Source organism: Senegalia sp. (in: firmicutes) (assembly GCF_052088025.1).
Taxonomy (GTDB): Bacteria; Bacillota; Clostridia; order Tissierellales; family SIT17; genus Anaeromonas.
In genome coordinates this window covers 16,021-41,954 of record NZ_JBQCYD010000014.1, presented here as the reverse complement: position 1 = coordinate 41,954, position 25,934 = coordinate 16,021, and the positions used below count along the sequence as shown (strand labels likewise).

Here is a 25,934-nt window from a genome sequence, read left to right as displayed (position 1 = left end):
GAGGTTTTTGATGAGTTATATTGAAAGGACTATGAAGTCTGAAAAAATATATGAAGGAAAGGTATTGAATTTAAGAATAGATACTGTAGAATTACCAGATAAAAAATATTCAAAAAGAGAGATAGTGGAACATCCTGGTGCAGTATGCGTTGTGCCTATAACTTCTGATAATGAAATATACTTAGTTAAACAATATAGAAAGGCAATAGATAAAGAAATACTAGAGCTTCCAGCAGGTAAGATAGAAATAGGAGAAGAACCTAAGGAATGTGCTATAAGGGAACTTAAGGAAGAAACAGGATTAAGTGCTAATAACTATGAGTATGTAATAGAGTTTTATTCTTCACCTGGCTTTTGTAATGAAAAAATACATTTGTTTTTTGCAAGAGATTTAGAAGAAGGTATTGCAAGTCCAGATATAGATGAGCATATTGATGTAGAAAAATATTCATTAGAGGCATTACTACACATGATAGATATAGGAGAAATAAGTGATAGCAAAACTATTATTGGCATTCAATTGATTGATAGGGTAATTTGTAATAAAAATAAATAAGTAATAAAATCCTCTCTAAAAGCATAATATTTTGTATAGCTTGTATAAAGGAGGATTTTTATTGTTTAACTTAAAAAATGAATTTATAAAACATGTTAAAAATAATATATTTATTTATTTAGCACTTACTATTATAATTATGATTGGAATATCTGCAGGTGTTATAACCATAAAAATAATGAGTCAAGCACAAAGAAGTGAAATATCAAATTTTTTGAGTGACTTTTTCAAAATTATTGATAAGCAAAAGATTCAAAATACAGCTTTATTAAAAAATTCTATTTTAAATAATTTTAAAACTGGTATTGTGATATGGGCTATGGGTATTATCGTTATAGGCGTGCCTGTAACTTTTACTTTGATTTTATTTAGAGGTTTTACTATCGGGTTTTCTATAGGGTTTATTATCAGTAATTTTGGTTTTAAAGGATTTTTATTATCATTTTTAGCATTAACTCCTCAAAATATTTTTATAATACCGGGATTTATAATTTTAGCTTCTTTGTCTACTAGTCATAGTATTAATGTTATAAAATCCAGAAAAAATCTTAAAAGAGAAAGTATTTTAAAACAAATAATACCTTTTTCTTTTTTCTCATTATTAACTTTAGTATGCTTTGTTATAGGAGGGTTAATAGAAGCATACATTACCCCTTATCTTATAAAGTTCATAATTTAGATAAGGAGTAAATTTAATATGAGAGATAAATCAATTAAACTATTTAAAATAATGATTATTATAATTATATTTTTAATATTATTACAAATATTTATTGAAGAATATAATTATAATAATCAGCTAATACAACCTCCTACCACAAATTCAATATTAGTATTCTCTTATAAATATAGTAAAAGTAATTTAATATATTATTTTAAAAAGATTATATACTTTTATTTTAATATTTGAAATAAATAAATATAGTTTTTTGTAGAATATTATATATAAAGAGAAAAGTATTAGAGGAGCAAACAATGGGAAAAATAAAATCTGAATTTATTAACTACATAAAATGGGACAAAGAATTATCATCAAATACAATAGAATCATATAAAAGAGATTTAAATAAATTTATAAAATATTTAGATGAAAATAATATAAACATAGCACTAGAAGAAATATCTCAAACAAATATCATTTCATATATGTTTTATTTAGAAATACAAGGCAAGGCACCCTCTACAATATCTAGAAATCTAGCTTCTATAAGATCTTTTTATCAATATTTATTAAATGAAGGACTGATTAAAAAAGATCCTACATTAAATTTAAAATCTCCTAAAAACAAAAAAAGGTCACCTGGAATATTAACTTCTAATGAAATTAATATGTTATTAGATCAACCAGATACGACGAATTTAAAGGGCGTACGAGATAAGGCTATGTTAGAATTATTATATGCGGCAGGTCTTAAGGTGAGTGAACTATTGTCATTAGACTTAGAAGATATAGATTTAAACTTAGGTATAGTAATTTCATCTAAAAATCTTTCAAATGAAAGGGTTATACCTATTGGTAAGACAGCTATAAAATCAATTAAATTATATTTAGATGAATATAGAAATAAATTTGTAAAGGAAGCTAAAGATAATTCGATTTTTTTAAATTATCAAGGGAAAAAACTTACAAGACAAGGATTTTGGAAAATTATTAAATACTATAAAGAAAAAGCATGTATTGAAAAAAAAATCACACCAAGAACCTTGAGACATTCATTTGCTGTTCATTTAATTGATAATGGTGCAGATTTAAAATCTGTACAAGCTATGCTAGGTCATGCAGATATATCTTCTACTCAAATATATATGCAAGAAGATAAAAAAAGATTAAATGAAGTATATAATAATGCGCATCCAAGAGCTTAATTTAGGGTATATATAATAAAGAATTTAAAAATGTAATATTAGGAGGAAAAAATGAATTATTTAAATAAAATAAGAGAAGCATCCAATTTTATAAAAGAAAAAATAAATAATGAGCCTAAGACGGGATTGATACTAGGATCAGGCCTTGGTATTTTAGCAGATGAAATAGTTAATCCTATAAATATAGAGTATAAAGATATCCCTCATTTTCCAACTTCTACAGTTGAAGGTCACAGTGGAAAATTAGTAATAGGTAAATTAGAAGATAAATATGTCATAGCTCTTCAAGGAAGATTTCACTATTATGAAGGCTATTCTATGAAAGATGTTACTTTTCCAGTAAGAGTTATGAAGGAAATAGGTATTGAAAATATTATTGTAACAAATGCTGCTGGAGGAAGTAATACTAATTTTAAACCTGGAGATTTAATGATTATAAATGATCATATAAACTTCTCCTTTGATAATCCATTAATGGGTAAAAACTTTGAAAAATTAGGTCCAAGATTTCCAGATATGTCTCATGCTTATGATCAAGGATTAATTAAATTAACTGAAAATGTTGCTAATAATTTAAATATGAACCTTAAAAAGGGTGTATATATGTTTTTTACAGGACCTACATATGAAACGCCAACAGAGGTTAAGATGGCTCAGATTCTAGGCGCTGATGCAGTTGGGATGAGTACAGTACCAGAAGTTATAACAGCGGTTCATGGTGGATTAAAAGTCCTTGGAATATCTTGCATAACCAATATGGCCGCAGGTATATTAGATCAACCTTTAAACCATAAAGAAGTCATTGAAACTACACAAAATATAAAAGATGAATTTATAAAGTTGGTAAAAAATATAATTAAAGAAATTTAGGAGGAAATTAATTTGAATAATTTATTAAAAAATATAAAGCAAACTAAAGATTTTATAGAAGAGAAAATAAATATTGAACCTAAAATAGGATTAATACTAGGTTCAGGTCTTGGTACACTTGCAAACGAGATTGAAAATCCTGTAAAGATTAAATATGAAGACATACCTAATTTCCCAATTTCTACTGTAGAAGGTCATGAAGGACAGTTAGTTATAGGGAAATTGGAAGGGAAATTAGTTATAGCTATGCAAGGAAGGTTTCATTATTATGAAGGTTATTCTATGAATGAAATTACTTTTCCAGTAAGAATAATGAAAGCTTTAGGTGTAGAGACTATAATAGTAACCAATGCTTGCGGTGGTATGAATAAGGAATTATATCCTGGAGCACTTATGATTATTAATGATCATATAAACTTTATGGGAGATAATCCTTTGATAGGTAAAAACTTTGAAGAATTAGGCCCAAGATTCCCTGACATGTCTCATGCTTATGATAAAGATTTGATAAATATAACAAAAAAGGTTGGAGAAGATTTAAACATAGAACTTAAATCTGGTATTTATGCAGCTATAAGTGGTCCATATTATTTTTCAAGAGCAGAATTAAAAATGCTTAGAGCTATTGGTGGAGATACTATTGGTATGAGTACAGTGCCAGAAGTTATAGTAGCAAAGCATAGCGGGATTAATGTTTTAGGTATTTCATGTGTTACAGATATGGCTATTGCTGAAGAAATACAATCAATAAATCATGCACAAGTAGTAGAAATTGCAAATAAAACTCGTCCTAAATTTATAAAATTAATTAAAGGGATATTAAGTGAGGTATCAGTATAATGAATATGTATGAAATAATAAAGAAAAAAAGAGATGGATATGAATTAAATAAGGAAGAAATAAAATACTTTATAGATAGCTATACTAATGGAGATATACCTGAATATCAAGCTTCAGCACTTTTAATGGCTATATTCTTTAAAAAAATGAATAAAGATGAAACCTTAAATTTAACTAAAGCTATGTTAGAATCTGGTGAACAAATAGACCTTTCTTCTATAGATGGAATTAAAGTTGATAAGCACAGTACTGGTGGTGTGGGAGATAAAACTACTTTAGTGCTTGCACCTATGGTTGCTGCATGTGGATTACCTGTTGCTAAAATGTCGGGTAGGGGTTTAGGTCATACTGGTGGAACCTTAGATAAATTAGAATCTATTGAAAACTTTTCTATAAATCTAACTAAAGAAGAATTCATAGAAAATGTAAATAACATCAAAGTTGCTGTAGCAGGTCAAACTGCAAATATTGCTCCTGCTGATAAAAAACTTTATTCTTTAAGAGATGTTACAGCTACAGTAGATAATATATCTCTTATTGCTAGTAGTATAATGAGTAAAAAATTAGCTTCAGGTTCAGATGCTATTGTTTTAGATGTTAAAATAGGTAGTGGTGCTTTTATGAAAGATTTAGATAGTGCTTTTGAACTTGCAAAAGAAATGGTTGATATAGGAAATGGCATGAAAAGAAATACTATAGCTATAATCTCTGATATGGATGAACCTTTAGGATATGCCATAGGTAATGCTCTTGAAGTAAAAGAATCAATAGAAACTCTAAAAGGCAATGGACCAGAAGATTTATTGGAATTAACTTTATCACTGGGTTCTAGATTATTATTATTAGGTAAAAAAGTAGAAACTATAGAAAAAGGGAGGGAGATGTTAAAGAAAGTTATAGATAATGGTGATGCTTTTGAAAAATTCAAAGAATTTATTAAAACTCAAGGTGGGAATATTGAACAAATAGAAAACACAGAACTTTTACCTAAGGCGGAAAAAATTGTAGACTTTAAAGCAAAAAAAAATGGATATATAAGTGAAATAAATGCTGAAGAAATTGGAAGGTGTGCTCTAATATTAGGTGCAGGTAGAAAAACCATTGAAAGTAAAATAGATATGTCTGCTGGAATAGTATTAAGTAAAAAGAAATATGATAAAGTCAAAAAAGGTGAAACTATAGCTTCATTACATGGAAATAATGATAAAAAACTAAATGAAGCGATAAATAGAATGGAAAAAATCATAAAAATATCTGAGAATAATATAGGAAAAAAACAATTAATCTATGGTATGGTAGATAAAGATGGAATTAAAAAGATATAATATTAAAAACTGCTAATATATTAGCAGTTTTCCTTGTATAATTATATTTTATCTGGAAAATATAATTATACAAGGAGGATTTAGATGATTAAAAAAATCTTTAATATAATATTAATATTATTAATAACAATATCAATATTACCAATAAGTGTTTATGCCGATGAACCTTTTGAAATTGATGGAAAATCTGCTTTATTAATGGATTTTAAATCAGGAAAAGTTATTTATGAAAAAAATTCTAATGAAAAACTAGAACCCGCTAGTATAACTAAAATAATGGTTTTAATACTAGCAAGTGAAGCTCTAGAAAAAGGTAAGATTAAATTAGAAGATTCCGTATTAATAAGTGAAAATGCGGCCAGTATGGGTGGAAGTCAAGTATATTTAGAAGCTGGTGGAAGTAATACTGTAGAAGAATTATTTAAAGCAATATGTCTAAGATCTGCAAATGATGCAGCTGTAGCTATGGGAGAGCATATATCAGGAAGTGAAGAAGCATTTTTAAAGGATATGAATAAAAAGGCAAAAGAATTAAAGATGAAAGATACAAAGTTTAAAAATCTTACTGGATTACCTGATCCAGACCATCTTAGCAGTGCATATGATATTGCTCTTATGGGCAGAGAACTTTTAAAACATGAAATAGTTCATAAATGGCTTTCTATGTGGACTACATCTATAAAAGTAGGGAAAGATAGAGATGTAATACAAGATCTTGTAAACACAAATAAACTGATTAGATTTTACCCTGGGGCTAATGGAATAAAAACTGGATTTACACAAGATGCTGGATATTGTTTAGCTGCTTCTGCTACTAAAGATGAGACTACCTTTATATCTGTGATATTGGGTTCAAAGTCTTCTAAAATAAGAAATGCAGACTCTAAAAAATTATTAGATTATGGATTTTCCAATTATGAATCTATTGCTATAAATAAAAAAGGAGATGTAATAGATAAGATTTCAATTGAAAAAGGAAAAAAAGAAGAAGCTAAAATAATAGTGAAAAATGATATTAATTTATTAGCAAAAAAAGATTCAAAAGAAAAATTTAAAAAAGAAATTAAAATATTAGACACAATAAAAGCACCTATAATAAAGGGACAAAAAATAGGAGAGATAGTAATAAAATCCGAAGATGAAATATTAGAAAAAGAAGATTTAATTATTAATAAAAATATAGAAAAAGCAAATGTTATAACTATGTTTACTAAATTATTAGAAAATTTAGTTGCAGAATGATTTAAATTGTGCTAAATATATTTGTAATTTTTACATAAAAATTATAAAATATATTTAGCATTTCATTTTTATATAGGGTTTTTTAGTATGTTAGGGGGATTTTAGATGAAATACAATATTACACTTGATAGTTTTGAAGGGCCATTTGATCTATTATATCATTTAATAGAAAAATCAGAAGTTGATATTTATGATATTTCTATAGCAGAAATTGCTGAGCAATATATGGAGTATTTATCTAAGATGAAGGAACTTGACTTAGATATTACTAGTGAATTCATATTGATGGCTGCTACATTATTAGAAATAAAATCAAAAATGCTTCTTCCTAAAAATGAATATTCTGAAGAACAAATAGAAATGGAAGGTGCTGATCCTAGAGAAGAACTTATAGAAAGATTAATAACTTATAGAAAATATAAAAGTGCAGCTTTAGATTTTAAATCTAGGTTTGATAAATATGGAAAAGTTTTTTATAAGCCTAGGGAAGAAATTGATATTGATGGTGATGAAAATATAGTTATTAGTAATATTAAATTGAAAGACTTAGTTAAAGCTTTTGATAATATTATTAAAAATAATAAAGTAGAAAATAATGAAATTGATTTTCATGAAGTTAAAAGAGAAGAAATGAGTATTGAACAAGCAATGAATTTTGTGGAAAAAAGATTAGAAAATTCAGATTCTATAAAATTCAATAAACTTTTTGAAAGTACAATAACAAGATCAAATATTGTATCTATATTTGTATCTGTTTTAGAATTACTTAAATTAAAAAAGGTGACTATAGTTCAAGATAATAATTTTACTGATATTAGTATAAGAAAGAAATCAAAGGTGATAAAATGAATAAAAAAGAAATAAAGGGCATAATTGAAGGTATATTATACATATGGGGAGATCCACTATCGGTATCTTCTTTAAAGGAAATATTAGAAATAGATAAGAATGATATAAAAAATATAATGAATGAAATGATAATTGAATTTAATTCTAATGATAGAGGACTTCAAATAGTTAAAATAAAAGATGGATATCAACTTGCTACAAGACCTATTCATTATGAATATATAAAAAAATTAATACCTAAAAAAAGTAATAAGGGATTATCTAATGCAGCTCTTGAATCTCTATCTATAATTTCTTATAAACAACCAATAACAAGAGTAGAAATTGAAAATATTAGGGGTGTTAAATCTGATAAGTCAATCACTACTTTAATAGAAAAAGGGTTGGTTGAAGAACAGGGAAGATTAGATAGGACAGGTAAGCCAATTATATATGGTACTACTGATAATTTTTTAAAACATTTTGGATTTAAAGATATAAATGAGTTACCTAAATTAAAAGATGAAGATTTAGAAGAAAATAATACGGATTAATGTATTATTTTCTTTTTTTATGTAAAGAATAATATAAAATGGAGTGAATTATTTGTATCTTTTATTATTCTTTTTTATTTTGATATTATTTTTGATTAATTTAAATTTAATATTTCATATTTATGTATGTAGAATAAATAATACAAATACTATCTGTATTTATATTAAAATAAAAAGAATTAATATTGTAACTATAAAAATTCCTTTTTTAAATGTGAATTTAGATAAAGATGAAAAAATATATATTAAATTTAAACATAATATTAAAATAAGAAAAAAAATTATGAAAAATAAAAATAAAACTTTAGAATTAAATTATATAATTCAATACATTAAAGATTTAATTAATAAAAATGCTTATAAAATATTTATAATAAATATATGTAAAAAAATAACAATAAAAGATTTAACTTTAAATACTAAAATAGGATATAAAGATGCACATATAACAGCTATTTTTTATGGGATATTACAAATATTAAAATCTAATATAATTTATTATTTAAATTCCAAATTTAATATAATAAATTATAACTATTTTGTAAATACTATTTATAATGCAAATATTTTTGAATTTGAATATAAAATAGTTGTAAAAATAAAAATTTTCCATGTAATCGAATCAATATTAATAACATTACTTAAATTAAAGGAAGGTGAATAAGATGGCTAATCATCCTATTGAGGGATTAATGAGTTCTACCATGGAATCACTAAAAGATATGGTAGATGTAAATACTATAGTTGGAGATCCGGTTGAAACACCTGATGGATTGGTTATAATACCTATATCTAAAGTTTCTTTAGGATTTGCTTCTGGTGGAAGTGAATTTGGAAAAATTCAAAATGAATCAACTGAAAATAAAGATAATAATCTTAAAATGCCTTTTGGTGGTGGATCAGGTGCAGGGGTTTCAGTTCAACCTGTAGCGTTTATAGTTGCAGGTAATAGACAAATGAAACTACTACCTGTAGATCAAGGTGCAAATATATTAAGTAGTATAATGGAAATGATACCTAAAATAAGTAGTTCATTTAAAACTAAAACTAAAAACAATAAAGATATAAATGTAAATGTAGAAAGAGATTAATATCATTTAATATAATATGAGAGGTGATATTTTGTTTAAAAAAATAAATGTATTAATTTTATTAATATTATTATTGTCTATATTTTTTAATTCAACTGTTTTTGCATTTAATGATGATATAGGTGCAAAGAGTGCTATACTTATTGAAAGAGATAGTGGAAGGATTCTTTATGCTAAAAACATCTCTGAAAAATTGCCAATTGCAAGTACTACTAAAATATTAACTGCTCTAATAGCTATTGAAAAAGGTGATTTAGAAAAGATTGTAACTATAAAAAAAGAGTGGACAGATATTGAGGGTTCAAGCATATATTTAAAAGCTAATGAAAAAATAAAATTAAAAGATTTGATTTATGGCTTGATGCTTAGATCAGGTAATGATGCTGGAGTTGCTATTGCGTGTGAAATAGCTGGAAGTGTTGATAATTTTTCTGTATTAATGAATAAAAGAGCTAAAGAAATAGGAGCTAAGAATACAAATTTAATTAATCCTCATGGACTACATTCAGATGAACATTATAGTACAGCATATGACCTTGCTCTTATAACTAGAGAAGCATTGAAAAATAAAATATTTAGAGAAATATCAAAAACTAATGATTATACTTCTATGAGAGAAAATCCTCAGATTTTTTATAATAAGAATAAGACTTTAAATCAATATGATGGTGGAGATGGTGTTAAGATAGGATATACTAAAGTAGCCGGTAGATGTTTAGTTGCAAGTGCAACTAGAGAAGACATGCAACTTATTGCTATTGTTTTAAATGATGGTAATTGGTTTAATGACAGTTATAAATTATTTGATTATGGTTTTGAGAACTTTAAAAATACTACAATAATTAGAGGAAATAACTTCATAAAGAATTTATATATAGAAAATAGTAATATAGAAAAAATCCCTATTATTACTGATAAAAAGTTTACTTATCCCCTTACAAAGAATGAGTTAAAGGATATAAATATATCAATTAAAACAAGAGATAAATTGATAGCTCCTATAGAAAAAGGATATAATATTGCTAATATTGATGTGAAACTTAAAGATAAAATTATTTATAAAAATAAAATTCTATTAAATAATAAAATAAAGGAAAAACCAATTTCTCAAAAAGTAAAAGAAAAAATTAAAAGTATTTTTTAAGGGCTTTAAATAAAATAAGTCCTTTTTTTGTGAATAAATTTATAATTATTATAATTTATGTTATGATATATATAATATAATGAAAAGGTTGATTAATATGAGATTACAAAAATTCATGGCAAAAGCAGGTATAGCATCTAGAAGAAAATCAGAAAAGATAATTTTAGATGAAAGAGTAATGGTTAATGATAAAATCATAAAAGAATTAGGATTTAAAATTAATCCTGATAAAGATATCATTAAAGTAGATAATAAAATAATATATATAGAAGAAGAAAAGATATATATATTATTGAATAAACCTGTAAATTATATTACTAGTGTTTCAGATCAATTTGATAGAAAAACAGTTATGGATTTACTACCAGATATCCAACAGCGAGTTTACCCTGTTGGAAGGTTAGATTATGATACTTCAGGACTACTATTATTAACTAATGATGGTGATTTAACTTATAAAATGACTCATCCGAGTCATGAAGTAGAAAAGGTGTATTTAGCGGAAGTAAAAGGCATACCTAGTGAAGATCAACTAAATAACTTTAGAAATGGACTTTCTATTGAAGATTATGTAACATCAAAAGCAAAAATCAATATTATAGAGAAAAATAATACTAAATCATTATTAGAAATTACTATACATGAAGGTAAAAATAGACAGGTTAGAAAAATGTGTGAAAAAATCAACCATCCTGTTTTAAAATTAAAAAGAATAAAATTTGGAATTATAGATTTAAATGGTTTAAAAGAAGGTAATTATAGACGCTTAACTAAAACAGAGTTAACTTATCTTAAAAAATCACATAAAGAAGATAAAAAGATTTAAAAAAGTGGTGACATTAATATGAAAAACAGATTTTTAAAAAACTCAAGACTTATATCCCATCAATTAATAGATTTAAAATTAAAAGAAGGTATGATAGCTGTTGATGCTACTGTAGGTAATGGAAATGATACTTTACTTCTAGCAAAAAAAGTAGGGGATTGTGGCAAAGTTTATGGTTTTGATATTCAAGACATAGCTATAAAAAACACTTTAAAAACTTTAAAAGATAATAATTTAAATAATAGGGTTAAATTAATTAAAGATTCCCATGAAAATATATTGAAATATATTAATGAAAAATTAGATTTAGTTATATTTAATTTGGGGTATTTGCCAAAAGGTGATCATTCTATTATAACTAAAGCAAAATCAACTTTAAAAGCAATTGAATCAGTATTGTCATATTTGAATGAAAACGGTATACTGATTATAGTATCATATTATGGACATCTTGGAGGAGAAGAAGAAAAAGAAGAATTAGAAAATTATTTGGAAAAATTAGATCAAAAAAAATTCACAGTTTTAAAAATGAATTTTTTAAATCAAATTAATAGTCCACCGATTTTATTTTGTATAGAAAAGATAATTTGAGGAGGTATACAATGGAAAATGTAAAGTTTACTGAAACAATTTTAAGAGATGCGCATCAATCTTTGATGGCGACTAGAATGAAAACTGAAGAGATGTTACCAATTGCTGAAAAACTTGATAAGGTTGGATATCATTCTTTAGAAATGTGGGGGGGAGCTACTTTTGATGCTTGCCTAAGATTTTTAAATGAAGACCCATGGGAGAGGCTTAGAAGTTTAAAGAAAGTAATTAAGAATACTAAACTACAAATGCTATTAAGAGGACAAAATATATTAGGATATAAAAATTATCCTGATGATGTAGTTATTGAATTTGTAAAAAAATCAATAGAAAATGGTATAGATATAGTAAGAATATTTGATGCTTTAAATGATACTAGAAATTTGAAAACTGCCTTAAAAGCTACAAAAGAAGCAGGAGGTCATGCTCAAACGGCTATATCATTTACTACAAGTCCTGTACATGACATAGATTATTATTTAAACTTAGCTAAAGAAATGGAAGAAATGGGTGCAGACTCAATATGTATTAAAGATATGTCTGGTATACTACTGCCTTATAATGCATATGAATTAATAACCAAAATGAAGGAAACTATAAGTATACCTATACAATTACACTCACATTTCACTAGTGGTATAGCAAATCAGACATATATGAAAGGTGTAGAAGCAGGAGTAGATGTTATTGATACAGCTCTATCACCTCTAGGTAATGGAACAAGTCAACCTGCTACTGAACCAATGTTATCTTCTTTAAAAGGGTCGGGAAGAGAACCTGATTATGATATTAATAATTTAAATGAAATAGCTGAATATTTCACTACCTTAAGAAATAAATATGAAAAAGAAGGATTAATAAATAGTAAGGTACTTGGAGTAAATACTAAAACTTTGATATATCAAGTTCCTGGAGGCATGCTGTCAAATCTTGTATCTCAACTCGAGGGGCAAGGAGCTATTGATAAATTTGAAGAGGTATTAGAAGAGGTTCCAAAGGTTAGGGAAGATTTAGGATATCCACCACTTGTAACTCCTATGAGTCAAATGGTAGGAACTCAAGCTGTTTTTAATGTTGTACTAGGTGAAAGATATAAAATGATTCCTACAGAGATTAAAAATTATGTTAAAGGATTATATGGAAAGCCTACAATTCCTATAAAGGATGAAATAAAACAAAAAATAGTAGGAGATGAAGAAATTTATACTGGTAGGCCTGCTGATTTATTAAAACCAGAATTAGAAAATTATAGAGAGGAAATAAAAGAATATATTGAACAGGAAGAAGATGTTTTATCATATGCTTTATTTCCTCAAGTTGCTATAAAATATTTTAAATATCGCCAAGCTCAAAAATATAATATTGATAGTGATTTATTAAATAAAGAAGATAATACTTATCCAGTAGTATAATAAAAAACAAAAAGACTTAAATTTAAGTCTTTTTGTTTTTTTAATATAAACTAGATGAAATTATGAAAAATAAACTTGCAGAATTATATTTATATAAAGTTATAAATTGTGTTAAATCCCTAATAAATGAGTTTTATAAATTATATTTTAAATAATTTTATACTGTTTTGCATTTTATGAAATTAAACTTGCAAAATTAACAAACAAATCAAAAAAATGAAATTAAACTTGCAAAACTGTATTATTTTTGATAGTATTTAGTTAATAAATAATTAAAGGGGGCTTTATGGTGACCGCCAAAAGCAGTAAAAAATTAGTTGTTAGCAAAGATTGGTGCAAAGGTTGTGGAATTTGTGTGGAGTTATGTCCTAAGGGTGTTTTAACCTTGGAAAACGGTGTCATTAATGTTGAAGATGAAGAATTATGCATCAAATGTGGACTATGTGAACTTAGATGTCCGGATTATGCTATATATATAAAAAAGGAGGAAGATGATGAAATCTAATATTAAACTTATGCAAGGAAATGAAGCTTGTGTAGAAGGAGCTCTTGCAGCAGGTATGAAATTCTATGCAGGTTATCCTATTACTCCTTCTACAGAAATTGCAGAAATATCATCTTTAAGACTTCCTAAAATAGGTGGAAAATTTATACAAATGGAAGATGAAATAGCGGGTATGGCTGCAACAATTGGTGCATCATTAGCTGGCCTCAAATCTATGACAGCTACAAGTGGACCAGGCTTTTCCTTAAAGCAAGAAAACATAGGCTTTGCTGCTATAACTGAAATTCCATGTGTTATAGTCAATGTTCAAAGAGCAGGTCCAAGTACAGGTCTTCCTACATCACCATCACAAGGTGATGTTATGCAGGCTAAGTGGGGAACACATGGTGATCATCCTGTTATTGCTCTTACTCCTTCTTCTGTTAGAGAAACATTTGATTTAACTGTAAAAGCTTTTAATTATGCAGAAAAATATAGAACTCCTGTAATATTGCTTTTGGATGAAGTTATAGGACATTTAAGAGAAAAAATAGAAATTCCTGAAAAAGAAAATATAGAAATTATAGATAGAGTAAAACCATCTTGTGATCCTAATGATTATAAACCATATGGATTAGAAGAGAATGATATTGTTCCAAAGATGGCTTCGTTTGGAGATGGTTATAGATATCATGTAACAGGTTTAGTTCATGATGAAACAGGTTTTCCTAGTAATGATTCAGTTATTGCTGAAAATCTTGTTAATAGAATTGTAAATAAAGTAGAAGATAATGTAGATGATTTAGCTAATTTTGAAGAATATATGCTAGATGATGCAGAAGTAGCTATAATAGCATATGGTTCTACTGCAAGATCTGCTAAATCTGCAGTACAAATGGCAAGGGAAAATGGACTTAAAGTAGGATTATTTAGACCTATGACCATTTGGCCATTTTTGAGTAAACAAATAGAGAATTTAACAAAAAAAGTAAATAAAATATTAGTTGTTGAAATGAATCTTGGTCAATATCTAATAGAAGTTGAAAGAATTGCAGATAAGAATTCAACTGTTTATAGTTATAATAGAATAAATGGCAAGTTAATATCTCCAGATGAAATTCTTAATAAAATTAAGGAGGATATATATGCCTAGTCAATTAGTAGAACAATATTTTAGAATGGATAAATTACCTCATATATGGTGTCCGGGATGTGGTCATGGTACTATTATGAAATCTGTAGTTGAGGCTATAGATAGTCTTGGATTAGAAAAGGATAAAGTATGTATAGTTTCAGGTATAGGATGTTCTTCTAGAGCTCCTGGTTATATGGATTTCAACACTCTTCATACTACACATGGAAGAGCGCTTGCATTTGCTACTGGAATTAAAATGGCAAATCCAGAATTACATGTTATAGTAGTAACAGGAGATGGTGACTCATCTGCTATAGGTGGAAATCATTTAATTCATGCCGCAAGGAGAAACATAGATATTACTACTGTAGTATTTAATAATAATATATATGGAATGACAGGAGGACAATATTCTCCTACTACACCTACTAATGATAAAGGGAGTACTGCTCCTTATGGAAATATTGATAAAAATTTTGATTTATGTGAACTTGCTAAAGCAGCAGGGTCTACTTATACAGGTAGGGCTACTGCCTATCATGCTAAAATGATTACAGATTTAGTTAAAAAAGGAATTGAGAACAAAGGATTTTCTTTTATTGAGGCCATTAGTATTTGTCCTACATATTATGGTAGGAAAAACAAAAAAGGTGATTCTCCTGATATGATGAAAAATTTAAAGGATAACTCAATAAATATAAAAGCTGCTAATAAACTTCCTAAAGCTGACATTAAAGATAAAATAGTTATAGGAGAGCTATATAGTAGTATGGAAAATGAGTATACTGAGAAATATCAAAAAATCATAGATATGTTTAAAAAGGAGAGATAGTATGGATTCTCAAGTTGAAATAAGATTAAGTGGTTCAGGAGGCCAAGGATTAATTTTAGCAGGTATAATTTTAGCAGAGGGAGCTTTAAATGATGGAAAAAATTCTATCCAAACTCAATCTTATGGACCGGAAGCTCGTGGAGGCGCTAGTAGAGCAGAAGTTATTATAAGTGATACTGATATAAACTATCCTAAAATAAATAAATGTGACATATTATTAAGTTTAACTCAAAAATCTTGTGATAAGTACTTGGATTCTTTGAAAAAAGATGGTATTCTTATTATAGATGATACTGTTAAAATTCCTGAAAGAGATGATATAAAAATTTATCATGTACCTATACTTGAAAGAGCAAAAAATGATATAGGAAGTTCTATGGTATCTAACATTGTTGCTTTAGGAGCTATAAATGGAATAACAAAAATAGTTGATAAAGAAGAATTAAAGAAGGCCATATTAAATAGAGTACCGCCAGGAACTGAAGAAAAAAATGAAAAAGCATATGAATATGGACTAAATATTTTTTAATAAGGACGATTTGAATGAATGAAAATAAAAATGATTTAATAAAAATGATTCAATTAAATTATACGAAATTAAGTAAGGGACAAAAGTTAATAGCAGAATATATAACTTCTGATTATGATAAAGCAGCATTTATGACTGCTGCTAAATTGGGAGATACAGTTGGCGTTAGTGAATCTACAGTTGTTAGATTTGCTAACGCTTTAGGCTTTTCTGGATACCCTAGTTTACAAGAATCATTACAAGAGCTTATTAAAAATAAATTAACTACTGTTCAAAGATTAGGAATGGAAGATTTTTCTGATAAGAAAAATCTTATAAAGCAAGTAGTCAGAACCGATATTAATAATATGAAAGATACTTTAGAAAATTTAGATAATGAAATTTTTTATAAAATAATAGATGAAATTTCAAATGCTAAAAGAGTTTATATCTTAGGTCTTAGAAGTTCTACAGCTTTAGCAGGTTATCTAGGATTTTATTTAAGTTTTATTCTTGAAAATGTAAAAGTGGTTAGTTTTGGTATGAGTGATATATTTGAACAATTGCTTAAAGTATCTGAAGATGATGTTGTTATAGGAATTAGTTATCCAAGGTATTCTAAAAAAACTTTAGATGCTCTTAAATATGTAAAAGAGCAAGGTTCTACTATAGTTGGAATATCTGATGGCAATCTATCTCCTGTATCTAAGATGTCAGATTATAACTTAGAGGTAAAGAGCAATATGATTTCATTTGTAGATTCATTGGTAGCACCTCTTAGTATAATAAATGCTTTAATTATTGGTGTTGGTATAAAAAACCATGATGATGTTAGTACATATCTTTCCCAGCTAGAAAATTTATGGAGAGAATATGATATATATGATGAAGAATAAAAAAAGTAGCTTAAGCTACTTTTTTTATTTAAAATAAGTTTGGAGTGAAATGATGAAAAACAATGTAGTTGTTATTGGAGCTGGTCCAGCGGGTATTATAGCATCGGCTACAGCAAGTAAAAATGGTAATAATGTAATTTTAATTGAAAAAAATGAGTTTATAGGTAAGAAGATGCTTATAACCGGTAATGGAAGATGCAATGTTACTAATGCATGTGAAATAGATGAATTAATTGATAATGTATCTAGGAATAAGGAATTTTTATATTCTGCATTTTATAGTTTTTCAAATAATGATATTATAAATATATTAGAAGATTATGGTGTTAAAATAAAGACAGAAAAAGATAAGAGATGTTTTCCTAAAAGTGATAAAGCTATGGATGTAATAGAGGCTTTAAAAAAATATTTATTAGATCAAGAGGTTTCCTTATTTCTAAATTCAAACGTAGATGAAGTTATAAAAACAAAAGAAAATTTTATAATAAATTATAGTAATAAAAATATAAAAAATACTTTGCTAGCTGATAAAGTAATAATTGCTACAGGAGGAAAAACTTATCCTTCTACTGGTTCTACAGGAGATGGGTTTAAATTTGCAGAAAAATTAGGACATAATATAATTCCTTTAATTCCTTCCATAGTTCCAATTAACTTAAAAGAAAAATCTATAGAAGATGTTAGAGGTATAAGTCTTCAAAATATTAAACTTTCTTTAAAAAAGAAAAACAAATTAGTTGATAGTGAAATGGGTGACATTATATTTACTCACTTTGGTTTATCTGGTCCAGCTATATTTAATTTAACCTGTAGGAATAATAGATTTATAAGATATAATGATAATTTAAATATTACTATAGATTTATTTAGTAATCTTAATATCAAGGAGTTAGATGAAAAAATATTAAGTTTATTAAATAGTAATCCTAATAAAAATATAATTAACATATTAAATTCAATAGTTCAAAATAACTTATTACTATTTATTTTTAAAATACTTAAAATAGATGATAGTCTAAAAGCTAATAATTTAACAAAAGAAAAGAGAAAGTTGATTGTTAAAACATTTAAAGATATCAATTTTCAAGTTTTGGGGCTTAGATCTATTGAGGAAGCATATGTTACATCCGGAGGAGTAGATATTAATGAGGTAAATCCTTCTACTATGGAATCGAATATAGTTGAAAATTTATTTTTATGTGGAGAAGTATTAGATGTAGATGCATATACTGGAGGATTTAATTTACAAATTGGATATTCCACTGGATATCTGGCAGGTCTTAGCTGTTAATTTTAAAGTTGAGCATAATATTAAATTAAGATATAATATAAATAGAGGTGATATTTATAAATATTATAAGTATAAGAGGTGCAATAACAGTAGAAGAAAATACCTCTTCTAATATATTGAAAAATACTTCATTATTACTTGAAGAAATAATGAAGTTAAATAACATTAAAAAAAGTGATATAATCTCCATACTTTTTACTGCTACAAGAGATTTAGATCAAGAATATCCTGCAAAAGCTGCAAGAAAATTGGGATTATTAAAATGTAGTTTATTATGTTTTCAAGAAATGCATGTGAAAAATAGCTTAAATAAATGTATTAGGATTTTAATTCTATTAAATTCTAATACAAGTCAAGATGATGTAAAAAATATTTATCTTAAGGGAGCAAGTAGTCTAAGGAATAATCTTTAGAATAATATCTATGGAAGGAAGAAAATAATTGAATAATTTAGTAATAGCAATAGATGGTCCATCTGGTGCGGGTAAAAGTACTATTGCAAAATTAATTTCAAAGAAATTAAATATAAATTATATAGATACTGGTGCTATGTATAGAGCAATTACTCATAAAATATTAAAAAACAATATAGAATTAACTGATATAAAAGAAATAGAAAATCTTTTGAAGAATACAAATATTGATTTTAAAGATAATCATATATATTTAGATGGTAAGATAATAGATAATGAAATCAGGAAAAATATTATCAACAAAAATGTTTCTAATGTTTCTAGATTAAAGGAAGTTAGATTGAAACTTGTAGATATACAAAGAAATATTGCAAAAAACAAAGATGTTATTATGGATGGGAGAGATATAGCAAGTCACGTATTAAAAGATGCAAATTTTAAATTTTATATTAATGCAACAGCTAAGGAAAGAGGAATTAGAAGGTATAAAGAATTAAAAGATACAAATGTTTCTTTAGAGGATGTTATTTCTGATATGAAAAGAAGAGATGAGATAGATAGTACAAGAGAAATTTCTCCATTGATTAAAACTGAAGATGCTATAGAAATAGATACTACAAGTAAAAGTATTGAAGAAGTGGTTGAAATAATAATAAATTATATAAAAAACAATAAATAGCTTTGTTGAGAATTAAGGAGGAATTATGAATTTTTATCATTTTTTTAAAAATTTAATAGGTGGCATGTTGAAAATAATTTATAGGGTAAATTATTTTGGCAAAGAAAATATAATTGAAGATTCAAAAATGATTGTATGTTCTAATCATACTAACTATTTTGATCCCATAATTTTAGCTACAGCTTTTAATAAAAGACATTTGCATTTTATGGCAAAAAAAAGTTTATTTAAATACAAGCCAATAGGGGCATTTATAAGAAAATTAGGTACTTTCCCTGTAGATAGAGAGGGTGCTGATTTAAGTGCTATAAAAAAGGCTCTTAAAATCTTAAAGGAAGATAAAGTATTAGGAATATTTCCTGAAGGTACTAGAGTTATAAAAGATCGTAAGTCAGAGGCTAAACCTGGAGTTGCTATGATAGCAGTAAAATCTAAATCTCCAGTAATACCTGTTTATATAGATACAAACTATAAAATCTTTAGCAAAGTAAATGTATATATAGGAAAGCCTATTTTTTTATCTGCAGAGAAAAAAGGTAAGATAACATTAGAGGAATATAAGAAACTAAGTGATAACATTCTTCAAGAAATTTATGCATTAAAAGAAATTCATAAGGAGGTTAAAAATTGAAAATAATTCTAGCCCAAAATTCTGGGTTTTGCTTTGGTGTAGAAAGGGCTATAGATAGTACTTTAGATGCTATTAATACTAAAGAAGATGTTAGTTCTTTAGGACCTTTAATACACAATAAACAAGTTATAGATAAATTAAATAAAAAAGGACTTAATACAATTAATAGTATTAACGATGTTGAATCTGGAACTATAATAATTAGATCTCATGGTGTACCTAAAGATATTCATGACTCTATAGATTTAAAGAAAATGAAAACTTTGGACTTAACTTGTCCTTTTGTAAGAAAAATTCAAAAAAAAGTAGAAAAGTATTATAATACAGGATATAAAATTATAATAATAGGGGACCCCAATCATCCTGAAGTTATAGGTATAAATGGTTGGTGTGAAAATAATGCTGATATAATTAATTGCAAAGAAGATATTGTAGAAGATAAAAAATATGATAAAATATGTATTGTATCACAAACTACTATGAATGAAGAAAAATTCAAATTATTATCAGAAATAATAAGCCAAAATGCAAAAGAAGTATTAAAATTTAATACTATATGCAATGCCACCAAATTGAGGCAAAGTTCATGTAAAGAAGTCTCATCTCAAGTAGATGCTATGATAGTAATAGGTGGATATCATAGTTCAAATACTCAAAAATTAGTAGAAATAAGCAAAGAAATGTGTAAGAATGTTTATCATATAGAGACTATTGATGATTTAAATTTAGAAGAATTTAAAAAATATAATATTGTAGGTATTACAGCAGGTGCTTCAACACCTGACTGGATAATCAAGGAGGTTGTAAATATAGTGAGTGATGTAAATAATGAAATGGATAAAATGATGGAAGAAATCGAAAAAACTTTAGTGGAAATGAATAGAGGGGACATTGTAGAAGGTACTATTATATCAGTTAATAAAGATGAAGTTATGGTTAACATAGGTTATAAATCAGATGGTATAATCAAAAAAAATGAATTATCTAATGATAGTAATATAGATATTGAATCTAAATTTCAAACAGGAGATAAAATTGAAGTTTATATTTTAAAATTAGATGATGGTGAAGGTAATGTTTTATTATCTAAAAAAAGGGTTGAAGATATTAAAGGATGGCATGATTTAGAAGATACTTATAAAGAAGAAGATTTAGTAGATGGGAAAATTGTAGAAGTAGTAAAGGGTGGAGTTATAGCCCTAGTAAAAGGTATAAGAGGATTTATACCTGCATCTCATATTTCTTCAAATTTTGTAAAGGATTTAAATGAATTTTTAGATAAAGAACTATCTTTAAAGATAATAGAGTTTGATCCTTCTAAAAAGAGATTAGTTTTATCTAGAAAAAAAGTAGAATTAGATGAACTACAAGAAAAGAAAGATGAATTATGGAATAGTATTGAAAAAGATATGAAAATAGAAGGTGAAGTAAAAAGACTTACGAATTTTGGAGCTTTTGTTGATATAGGAGGAATGGATGGCTTAGTTCATATATCTGAATTATCTTGGGGAAGAACTAATCATCCTTCAGAAATAGTAAGTGTTGGGGATAAAGTAGAAGTAATTGTACTTGATTTTGATAAAGAAAAAGAAAGAATATCTTTAGGATATAAACAAACTACATCTCATCCATGGAAAGATATAAAGGATAAATATAAAATTGGTGATATAGTTGAAGGTAAGGTTGCTAAATTAGTTGACTTTGGTGTTTTTGTAGAAATAGCACCAGGATTAGATGGTTTAGTTCATATATCAGAAATATCTCATGATCATGTTGCTAATCCATCAGAAGTACTTTCAAAAGGCCAGGATGTAAATGTTAAAATATTAGATATTGATGAAGAAAAAAATAGATTGAGTTTAAGCATTAAAGAAACTGGTGAAAAGGAAGAAATTAGTTATAAGGATGAAGGAGACACAGAATTAACTGTAGGAGATATAATAAAAGAAGATAAGTAAAATTAATATAAACAAGGAAGGTCTTCCTTCCTTGTTTTAATATATTAAAGAAGGGAGAAATCAATTGAATAGTTATGAGGTTTTTAAAACTAATATCTATAAATTAATAAACATTGATTTATCTAGTTATAAGGAAAAACAAATGAAAAGAAGAATATCTTCTTTAATCTCAAGAAATAATTTCAATGATTTTGATGATTATTTTAAAGCTTTAAAAAGTGATAAAAAATTATTAAATGAGTTTATGAACTATCTTACTATTAATGTATCAGAGTTTTATAGGAACAAAGAACAATGGGATGTCCTAGAAAAACACATTATTCCTAAACTACTTAAAAATAATAAAAAATTAAAGATTTGGAGCAGTGCGTGTTCTACAGGTGAAGAACCATACTCAATGGTTATGCTTTTATCTAAATTTATGGAACTTAAAGATATTAAAGTCTTAGCTACTGACATAGATAAGAGTGCTATAGATAAAGCTAAAATAGGTGTATATTCTGATAAAAGTTTAAAGGAATTACCTAAGGAATTTAAAAATAAATATTTTGAAAAAATAGAAAATACATATAGAATAAAAGAAATAATAAAAATAAAGTTGAATTTAAAAATATGAATTTATTAAAGGATGAGTATCCCAAAGATTGTGATTTGATTTTCTGTAGAAATGTAATGATTTACTTTACAGAAGATGCAAAATCTATAATGTATAATAAATTTCATGATTCATTAAATGATAAAGGTGTGTTGTTTGTAGGTAGTACTGAACAAATTATATTTCCTCATAAGTATAATTTGGAATCAATAAAAACATTCTTTTATAGTAAGAAAACACATAATTTTTAGAAAATTTATGCTATAATATATATAAAACTGGAGGTATATAATGGATACTAAAGAATTCTTGAAAAAATTATCAGATACTACTAGTGTATCTGGATATGAAGAAAAAATTTCTAAATATATTGAAAGTGTATTTACTAATTTTACAGATATTATTACTTATGATAAATTAGGAAGTTTAATAGCAATAAAAAATGGTGAGAACAACAATAAAAATATTAAAATTATGTTAGCAGCTCATATGGATGAAATAGGATTAATAGTAAAAGATATAAAGAAAAATGGAACAATTAAGTTTACTTCTATTGGGGGTATAGATCCAAGAACATTAGTAGCTCAGGAAGTGATTATTCATGGAAATAAAGAGTTTTTTGGAGTTATTGGTACTATGCCTCCCCACTTACAAGATGCGTCTTCTAGAGATAATGCTTTTAAAATGGATGATTTATATATAGACGTAGGTTATAAGGAAGATAATGTTCGTAATATGATTTCAATAGGTGATATTATAACTATTCATAGGAATAGCAAAGATTTGGATAAAAAAACAGTTACAGGAAAGTCATTAGATGATAAAGCAGGAGTAGCAACACTTTTAGAATGTGCAAAAGAACTTCAAAAATTAAAGCATGAATCTGATGTATATTTTGTAGCTACAGTACAAGAAGAAGTAGGTACTAGAGGCGCTATGACAAGTACTTATAAGATTGATCCAGATATTGGTATTGCTATAGATGTAGGTTTTGGTAAGACACCTGAACTTGAAAAGGCTGACTCTATAGATATGGGTAAAGGGCCTGCTGTAACTCTTGGTGGAAATATTCATCCAAATTTAAGAAAGAAAATCATTAGTGTAGCTAAAGAAAACAATATACCTTATCAGACAGAAATAGATCCAGGACCTACTGGCACTGATGGTAGAAGCATTCAAATATCTAGATGTGGAGTTCCTACTTTAGTTATATCTATACCATTAAGATATATGCATACTTCTGTTGAAACTATTAATATGGATGATGTTATAAACTCTGCTAAACTTATAGCAAGATTTATATCAGAGATTACTAGTGAAAACTTGGAGGGATATCTATGTTATTAAAAAAACTAACACAAGCTAGTGGGATTTCTGGCAATGAAAAAGAAGTAAGAGATATAATTATAAATGAAATAAAAAATCATGTGGATAATTATGAAATCGATAAACTTGGAAATATAATTGTTCATAAAAAGGGAAAGAATAAGGATTCTAAAAAGATAATGATTGCAGCTCATATGGATGAAATAGGTTTAATGGTATCTGATATTGATGATATGGGTTTAATTAAATTTATGACTGTAGGAGGAATTGATAAAAGAGTATTGGTATCTAAAACTGTAAGGATAGGTGTAAATAAAATACCAGGTGTCATAGGTGCTAAACCAATTCATCTTCAGAAAGCCAATGAAAGAAAGAAATCTCTAGATATAAATCAACTATATGTAGATATAGGTACTTATTCAAAAGATGAAACAGATAAAAAAGTACAAATAGGTGATTATATTACTTTTGATAGCGATTATAGAGAATTTGGTGATAATTTAATAAAAGCTAAGGCTTTAGATGATAGGATAGGATGTTCTTTATTAATAGAACTATTACAATCAGATATAAAATATGATATATATGCTGCATTTACAGTTATGGAAGAGGTTGGACTTAGAGGAGCTGGGCCTGCAAGTTATAGGATGGAGCCAGATATTTCAATCATTTTAGAAGGTACAACTTGCGCTGATTTAGAAGATGTTGACAATCATAAAAAAGCTACTGAGCTAGGTAAAGGGCCTGTAATTTCTCTTATGGATAGTTCTACTTATTTTGATAAAGATTTAAGAAATTTACTTATAAGTACAGCTAAAGAACATAATATACCTTATCAGTTTAGAAAGACCAGTGCTGGAGGTAATGACTCAGGTTCTATACACTTATCAAAGGAAGGTGTGAAGACTACGACTATATCTGTTCCTTGTAGAAACATTCACTCTCCTATTAGTGTAATGAGTAAATCTGATTATAATAATACTAAGAAATTATTAGATGCATTTATAGAAAATATATTTAAGGGAGTGAACAATTAATGGAATTCAATAGTGAGTTATTAAAAAAATTAGCAAATGCTTTTTCCCCATCTGGAAATGAAGAAAAAGTGCGAGAAATAATTATAGATGAAATTAAAGATTATGTGGATGAAATAAATATTGATGTCTTAGGTAATGTAATAGCAAGAAAAAAAGGTTCTGGTAAAAAAGTAATGATATCAGGACATATGGATCAAATTGGTTTAATGGTTATAGATATAGATGAAAAAGGATTTTTAAGATTTACTAATATTGGAGGAATTTCTCCTTTTTTAAGTATAAATCAAAGAGTAATTTTTGAAAATGGAATAGTAGGGATAATATCAAATGAAGATTTAGATGATAAGAATAAATTAAAATTAGATAATCTTTATATTGATATTGGTGCAAAAGATAAGAAAGATGCAGAGGAAAAGATAACTATTGGTGATACTTGTGTGTATATTAGTAATTTCTATGAAGATGATAAAAAGGTTACTTGTGGGGCTTTAGATGATAGGGTTGGTTGCTTTGTTATGATAGAGGCTTTAAAGCAATTAGAAAAAACAAATCATGATTTGTTTTTTACATTTACAGTACAAGAAGAGTTGGGTTTAAGAGGCGCTAAAACAGCTAGTTATAAAATAAATCCTGACATAGGTATAGCAGTAGATGTAACTCTTACCGGTGATACACCTAAAGCTAAAAGATTAGCAGTAAGTCTTGGCCAAGGTACGGCTATAAAAATAATGGATAAATCTATTATAGTTCATCCTAAAATAAAAAATATAATGATAGATTCTGCAAAGGTGAATAATATTAAGTATCAGTTGGAAATATTAGAATATGGTGGAACTGATTCAGGAAGTATTCATTTAAATAGAGAAGGTGTACCTTCTGGAGTAATATCTATACCAACAAGATATATACATTCTTCTAATGAAACTGTATATAAGGAGGATGTATTAAACTCTATTAGATTACTTAAAGAAGTATTGAAAAATAAATTTGAAATATAAAAAATA

Annotated in this window: 28 protein-coding genes and 1 pseudogene; all 29 read left to right on the top strand. The window is 26.6% G+C overall.

Features of this window, described 5'->3' with window-relative positions:
• Positions 1-10: 10 nt before the first annotated feature.
• The gene (locus tag ACTHUW_RS05430) at positions 11-556 is read left to right on the top strand and encodes an NUDIX hydrolase (protein WP_442197528.1); all 546 of its coding nucleotides are present in this window, start codon (positions 11-13) and stop codon (positions 554-556) included.
• A 61-nt stretch (positions 557-617) separates the two neighbouring features.
• Positions 618-1,235, top strand: a complete 618-nt coding sequence (gene spoIIM, locus ACTHUW_RS05425) for a stage II sporulation protein M (protein WP_442197527.1) — start codon at positions 618-620, stop codon at positions 1,233-1,235.
• A 296-nt stretch (positions 1,236-1,531) separates the two neighbouring features.
• On the top strand, positions 1,532-2,422 hold the full coding sequence (gene xerD / locus ACTHUW_RS05420; RefSeq protein ID WP_442210270.1) for a site-specific tyrosine recombinase XerD: 891 nt from the start codon (positions 1,532-1,534) through the stop codon (positions 2,420-2,422).
• Between the two features lie 51 nt (positions 2,423-2,473).
• Entirely contained in the window at positions 2,474-3,292 is an 819-nt protein-coding gene (locus tag ACTHUW_RS05415; RefSeq protein ID WP_442197525.1) for a purine-nucleoside phosphorylase, read from the top strand.
• Positions 3,293-3,304: 12 nt separating this feature from the next.
• The gene (locus ACTHUW_RS05410; protein ID WP_442198981.1) at positions 3,305-4,132 is read left to right on the top strand and encodes a purine-nucleoside phosphorylase; all 828 of its coding nucleotides are present in this window, start codon (positions 3,305-3,307) and stop codon (positions 4,130-4,132) included.
• A complete protein-coding gene (locus tag ACTHUW_RS05405) occupies positions 4,132-5,457 on the top strand; it encodes a pyrimidine-nucleoside phosphorylase (RefSeq protein WP_442198980.1) in 1,326 nt (441 codons plus the stop codon). Before ACTHUW_RS05410 ends, ACTHUW_RS05405 begins: the two co-directional genes overlap by 1 nt.
• 84 nt (positions 5,458-5,541) lie before the next feature.
• On the top strand, positions 5,542-6,699 hold the full coding sequence (locus ACTHUW_RS05400) for a D-alanyl-D-alanine carboxypeptidase family protein (protein ID WP_442197522.1): 1,158 nt from the start codon (positions 5,542-5,544) through the stop codon (positions 6,697-6,699).
• A gap of 105 nt (positions 6,700-6,804) precedes the next feature.
• Positions 6,805-7,548, top strand: a complete 744-nt coding sequence (locus tag ACTHUW_RS05395; protein ID WP_442198979.1) for a segregation and condensation protein A — start codon at positions 6,805-6,807, stop codon at positions 7,546-7,548.
• Positions 7,545-8,081 (top strand): SMC-Scp complex subunit ScpB, encoded by a 537-nt coding sequence (gene scpB / locus ACTHUW_RS05390; protein WP_442197520.1) that lies wholly within the window; start codon positions 7,545-7,547, stop codon positions 8,079-8,081. Before ACTHUW_RS05395 ends, scpB begins: the two co-directional genes overlap by 4 nt.
• A gap of 52 nt (positions 8,082-8,133) precedes the next feature.
• Positions 8,134-8,745, top strand: coding sequence for a DUF2953 domain-containing protein (locus tag ACTHUW_RS05385; RefSeq protein ID WP_442198978.1), 612 nt, complete (start codon positions 8,134-8,136; stop codon positions 8,743-8,745).
• A 1-nt stretch (position 8,746) separates the two neighbouring features.
• Complete coding sequence (gene ytfJ / locus ACTHUW_RS05380) at positions 8,747-9,172, top strand: GerW family sporulation protein (protein WP_442197518.1); 426 nt, start codon at positions 8,747-8,749, stop codon at positions 9,170-9,172.
• A 31-nt stretch (positions 9,173-9,203) separates the two neighbouring features.
• Positions 9,204-10,316 (top strand): D-alanyl-D-alanine carboxypeptidase family protein, encoded by a 1,113-nt coding sequence (locus ACTHUW_RS05375; RefSeq protein ID WP_442198977.1) that lies wholly within the window; start codon positions 9,204-9,206, stop codon positions 10,314-10,316.
• Between the two features lie 97 nt (positions 10,317-10,413).
• On the top strand, positions 10,414-11,142 hold the full coding sequence (locus tag ACTHUW_RS05370; protein WP_442198976.1) for a pseudouridine synthase: 729 nt from the start codon (positions 10,414-10,416) through the stop codon (positions 11,140-11,142).
• An 18-nt stretch (positions 11,143-11,160) separates the two neighbouring features.
• Positions 11,161-11,733 carry a class I SAM-dependent methyltransferase gene (locus ACTHUW_RS05365; RefSeq protein WP_442198975.1) on the top strand — a complete coding sequence of 191 codons (573 nt, stop codon included), beginning with the start codon at positions 11,161-11,163 and terminating at the stop codon, positions 11,731-11,733.
• Positions 11,734-11,744: 11 nt separating this feature from the next.
• Positions 11,745-13,145 (top strand): oxaloacetate decarboxylase subunit alpha, encoded by a 1,401-nt coding sequence (locus tag ACTHUW_RS05360; RefSeq protein WP_442198974.1) that lies wholly within the window; start codon positions 11,745-11,747, stop codon positions 13,143-13,145.
• Between the two features lie 286 nt (positions 13,146-13,431).
• Complete coding sequence (locus ACTHUW_RS05355) at positions 13,432-13,650, top strand: indolepyruvate ferredoxin oxidoreductase subunit alpha (RefSeq protein WP_442212758.1); 219 nt, start codon at positions 13,432-13,434, stop codon at positions 13,648-13,650.
• Positions 13,640-14,782, top strand: a complete 1,143-nt coding sequence (locus tag ACTHUW_RS05350) for a 2-oxoacid:acceptor oxidoreductase subunit alpha (RefSeq protein WP_442197512.1) — start codon at positions 13,640-13,642, stop codon at positions 14,780-14,782. Before ACTHUW_RS05355 ends, ACTHUW_RS05350 begins: the two co-directional genes overlap by 11 nt.
• Positions 14,775-15,596, top strand: coding sequence for a 2-oxoacid:ferredoxin oxidoreductase subunit beta (locus ACTHUW_RS05345; protein ID WP_442198973.1), 822 nt, complete (start codon positions 14,775-14,777; stop codon positions 15,594-15,596). Before ACTHUW_RS05350 ends, ACTHUW_RS05345 begins: the two co-directional genes overlap by 8 nt.
• A gap of 1 nt (position 15,597) precedes the next feature.
• Complete coding sequence (locus ACTHUW_RS05340) at positions 15,598-16,125, top strand: 2-oxoacid:acceptor oxidoreductase family protein (protein ID WP_442198972.1); 528 nt, start codon at positions 15,598-15,600, stop codon at positions 16,123-16,125.
• A gap of 14 nt (positions 16,126-16,139) precedes the next feature.
• Positions 16,140-17,000 (top strand): MurR/RpiR family transcriptional regulator, encoded by an 861-nt coding sequence (locus ACTHUW_RS05335; RefSeq protein WP_442198971.1) that lies wholly within the window; start codon positions 16,140-16,142, stop codon positions 16,998-17,000.
• Positions 17,001-17,052: 52 nt separating this feature from the next.
• Positions 17,053-18,291 (top strand): NAD(P)/FAD-dependent oxidoreductase, encoded by a 1,239-nt coding sequence (locus tag ACTHUW_RS05330; protein ID WP_442198970.1) that lies wholly within the window; start codon positions 17,053-17,055, stop codon positions 18,289-18,291.
• Positions 18,292-18,338: 47 nt separating this feature from the next.
• The gene (aroH, locus tag ACTHUW_RS05325) at positions 18,339-18,704 is read left to right on the top strand and encodes a chorismate mutase (protein WP_442198969.1); all 366 of its coding nucleotides are present in this window, start codon (positions 18,339-18,341) and stop codon (positions 18,702-18,704) included.
• Positions 18,705-18,732: 28 nt separating this feature from the next.
• Complete coding sequence (cmk, locus tag ACTHUW_RS05320; RefSeq protein ID WP_442196405.1) at positions 18,733-19,383, top strand: (d)CMP kinase; 651 nt, start codon at positions 18,733-18,735, stop codon at positions 19,381-19,383.
• 25 nt (positions 19,384-19,408) lie between these two features.
• Positions 19,409-20,014 (top strand): lysophospholipid acyltransferase family protein, encoded by a 606-nt coding sequence (locus tag ACTHUW_RS05315; RefSeq protein WP_442196406.1) that lies wholly within the window; start codon positions 19,409-19,411, stop codon positions 20,012-20,014.
• Positions 20,011-21,972, top strand: a complete 1,962-nt coding sequence (locus ACTHUW_RS05310; RefSeq protein ID WP_442196407.1) for a bifunctional 4-hydroxy-3-methylbut-2-enyl diphosphate reductase/30S ribosomal protein S1 — start codon at positions 20,011-20,013, stop codon at positions 21,970-21,972. The genes ACTHUW_RS05315 and ACTHUW_RS05310 overlap by 4 nt, the downstream gene beginning before the upstream one ends.
• Positions 21,973-22,036: 64 nt before the next feature.
• Positions 22,037-22,818, top strand: a pseudogene (locus ACTHUW_RS05305) (CheR family methyltransferase).
• Positions 22,819-22,858: 40 nt separating this feature from the next.
• Positions 22,859-23,914, top strand: coding sequence for a M42 family metallopeptidase (locus ACTHUW_RS05300; protein ID WP_442196409.1), 1,056 nt, complete (start codon positions 22,859-22,861; stop codon positions 23,912-23,914).
• Entirely contained in the window at positions 23,905-24,930 is a 1,026-nt protein-coding gene (locus ACTHUW_RS05295) for a M42 family metallopeptidase (protein ID WP_442196410.1), read from the top strand. The genes ACTHUW_RS05300 and ACTHUW_RS05295 overlap by 10 nt, the downstream gene beginning before the upstream one ends.
• Positions 24,930-25,928: a M42 family metallopeptidase gene (locus tag ACTHUW_RS05290; RefSeq protein ID WP_442196411.1), complete on the top strand. Its 999-nt coding sequence runs from the start codon at positions 24,930-24,932 to the stop codon at positions 25,926-25,928. Before ACTHUW_RS05295 ends, ACTHUW_RS05290 begins: the two co-directional genes overlap by 1 nt.
• Positions 25,929-25,934 lie beyond the last annotated feature (6 nt).